The organism is Streptomyces sp. WELS2 (assembly GCF_013870595.1).
Classification (GTDB): domain Bacteria; phylum Actinomycetota; class Actinomycetes; order Streptomycetales; family Streptomycetaceae; genus Streptomyces.
Genome location: NZ_JACBWZ010000761.1, coordinates 1 through 2,938 on the forward strand (window position 1 = coordinate 1; position 2,938 = coordinate 2,938).

Consider the following 2,938-nt stretch of genomic DNA (forward strand, 5'->3'; position numbering starts at 1 on the left):
GGAGCTGGCGCAGGCCCGTGAGCACACCCGGAGCGAGACCGAACGGCTGCGTACGGAGCTGGAGTCGGCGCGCAAGGAAGCGGAGTCGCTGCACCGCAAGCTGCGCGCCGCGCTCAGCGACGTCAAGCGGGGCGAGGCCGCGCTGCGCAAGGCGCACGGCGAGATCGACACCGTACGCGCCGAGGCGCAGGCGCAGGTGTCGGCGGCGGAGAGCGAGTCCCGGCGGCTCAAGGCCCGCCTCGGCGAGGCCGAGGCCGCGCTGGAGGCCACCCGCCGGGCGGCCCGGGAGGGCCGCAGCGTGGAGGACATGCGGGTACGGCTGCTGCTCGACACCCTGCTGGACGCCACCCAGGGGCTCAGGCGTGAACTAGCCCTGCCGCCGGTGTCGGTGCGCCCGGCCGAGACGGTCGACGCGGTGGAGCCGGGCCGGATGACCCCGAAGGACATCGCGGCGCGCGCCCTGTCGGAGAACGACCCGGCCATTCTCGACCAGTTGCTGGCACTGCCGCAGGTGCACCTGGTCGTCGACGGCTACAACGTGACCAAGACCGGCTATCCGCAGATGCCGCTGGAGAAGCAGCGGCTGAGGCTGCTGGGCCAGCTCTCGGCGCTCGCCGCGCAGACCGGCGCCGAGGTCACCTGTGTCTTCGACGGCGCGGAACTCGCCGCGCCGGTACTGCTCGCCCCGCCGCGCGGGGTGCGCGTTCTGTTCTCGAAGCCGGGCGTCACCGCCGACGAGCTGATCCGGCAGCTGGTGCGCGCCGAGCCGCCGGGGCGCCCGGTCATCGTCGCCTCCACCGACCGGGAGGTGGCCGACGGGGTCGCGAAGGCGGGTGCCCGGCCGGTGGCTTCCGCGGTGCTTCTGAAGCGGTTGTCCTGACGGTGTCCCGAAGGTCCAACAGGCGCCGGTAACGCCCGAATCGACCTTTCCGTCACGCGACGTAGGGTCAGGCGTGCCTCACCGCGCGTGAGTTGTGTGCAAAGAATGCATGGCGTGACGGGTTTTTTTGCCGTGAGGATTTGAACTGATCACAACTAGGTCACTAGGGTCTGGCTCGAACCTCCGAACGGGTGATCACTCTCAAGAAGGAGTTCCCCCTCCGTGGCGTCCCACCGTCGACCCAAGCAGCCGAGTCGCACCCGCGTGACCGTGCTGACCACCGCAGCCGCCGCTGCCGTCGCGCTCAGCGCGAACGCCGCCAACGCCGCCCCCAGCGAGAAGCTGAGCAAGGACGAGGTGAAGGCGAAGGTCGACAAGCTCTACGAGCAGGCCGAGCAGGCGACCGAGAAGTACAACGGCGCCAAGGAGAAGCAGCAGAAGCTGCAGAAGGAAATCTCCACCATCCAGGACAACGTCGCCCGCGGCCAGGAGGAGCTCAACAAGCTGCGCGACGGCCTGGGTTCGCTGGCCACCGCCCAGTACCGCTCCGGCGGCATCGACGCGTCGGTCCAGCTGTTCCTGTCCTCGAACCCGGACGACTACCTCGACAAGGCGTCCACGCTCGACCAGTTGAGCAGCCAGCAGGTCGACGCGCTGAAGAAGATCCAGGACAAGCAGCGCGAACTCGCCCAGGAGCGGGCCGAGGCCACCGAGAAGCTCAAGGACCTCTCCGCCACCCGCACCGAACTGGGCAACAAGAAGAAGGAAGTCCAGGCCAAGCTCGGCGAGGCCCAGCGGCTGCTGAACACCCTGACCGCCAAGGAGAAGCAGCAGCTCGCCGAACAGGAGCAGAAGCGCGCCCAGCAGAGCCAGGAGCGCGCCAACCGCTCCACCGGCGGCAGCGAGCGTCCCGACCTCGGCGAGTCCGTGCCCGCCTCCGGCCGGGCCCAGGCGGCCTTCTCCGCCGCGCAGACCAGGCTCGGCTCGCCGTACGTCTACGGCGCCACCGGCCCGTCCTCCTTCGACTGCTCGGGCCTGACCTCCTGGGCCTACGCCCAGGCCGGCGTCTCCATCCCGCGCACCGCCGAGGCACAGTCCCAGATCGGCACCCGGATCACCTCGGTCAGCGATCTGAAGGTCGGCGACCTGGTCTTCTTCTTCAACGACCTGCACCACGTCGGCCTGTACGCGGGCAACGGCCAGATCCTGCACGCCCCGCGCACCGGCACGGTCGTCCGGTACGAGTCCATGAGCACCATCGGTGGTCCGTTCATGTGGGGCGTGCGCGTCTGACAGCCCCGCGACACACGGACCCGGTGGCGCCCGAACGGGCGAATCACCGGAACCGGAACTGACCCCACGCCCCGCCGGTGACCTGCGTCAGGGGCGGGGCGTCAGCATGTGTTGACGCCGAGGTCTTTGGTCCGGGCCCCCGCGCGCGGCTACTGTCTGCCGCGTTTCCCGGCGCCGGGGCCTCCCCGTCCCCGGCGCCGGGGCAACGGTCAGACGTCCGCCAGCAGAAGGACTGCCGTGGGGTCCCATCGCCGCCTTGCACCGTCCGGATTCGACCGGGGCGCCGCCGCCCTGTGCGTGCTGTCGGCCGCGGCGGCACTCGGCGCCGTACCGGCACACGCGGCACCGGACGCCGGCGGCCGCGCCGAACTGGACCGGCTGTACGCCGAGGCCGAGAAGGCGACCCAGGCCTACGACGAGGCCGACGAGCGCGCCGGGGAACTGCGCCGGCGGCTGCGCGACACCCGGGACCACCTGGCCCGGCAGCAGCAGCGCGTCAACGACCTGCGGGAACAGCTCGGTTCGCTGGCCGGTGCCCAGTACCGGTCCGGCGGCATCGACCCGGCCGTCGCGCTGTTCTTCTCCGCCGGGCCCGAGGACTACCTGGACAAGGCGGCCATGCTCGACCGCCTCGGGGCCCGGCAGGCCGGCCGGCTGCGGGAGTTGCGGTCCGCGCTGCGCGAACTCGCCCAGGAACGCGCGGAGGCCGCCGACGCCCTCGCCGAACTGGAGCGCAGCCGCCGGGCCGTGGCCGCCCACAAGCGG

General features: G+C 71.5%; 3 protein-coding genes. All 3 read left to right on the plus strand.

The genetic code is table 11. From position 1 onward, the window contains the following. On the plus strand, positions 1-880 hold an 880-nt coding region (locus tag H5J33_RS29415; protein ID WP_181797846.1), incomplete at its 5' end, for an NYN domain-containing protein. A 222-nt stretch (positions 881-1,102) separates the two neighbouring features. Next, positions 1,103-2,173, plus strand: a complete 1,071-nt coding sequence (locus H5J33_RS29420) for a C40 family peptidase (protein WP_181797847.1) — start codon at positions 1,103-1,105, stop codon at positions 2,171-2,173. Positions 2,174-2,410: 237 nt separating this feature from the next. Further along, a partial coding sequence (locus tag H5J33_RS29425) for a coiled-coil domain-containing protein (protein ID WP_399552955.1) occupies positions 2,411-2,938 on the plus strand: 528 nt, incomplete at its 3' end.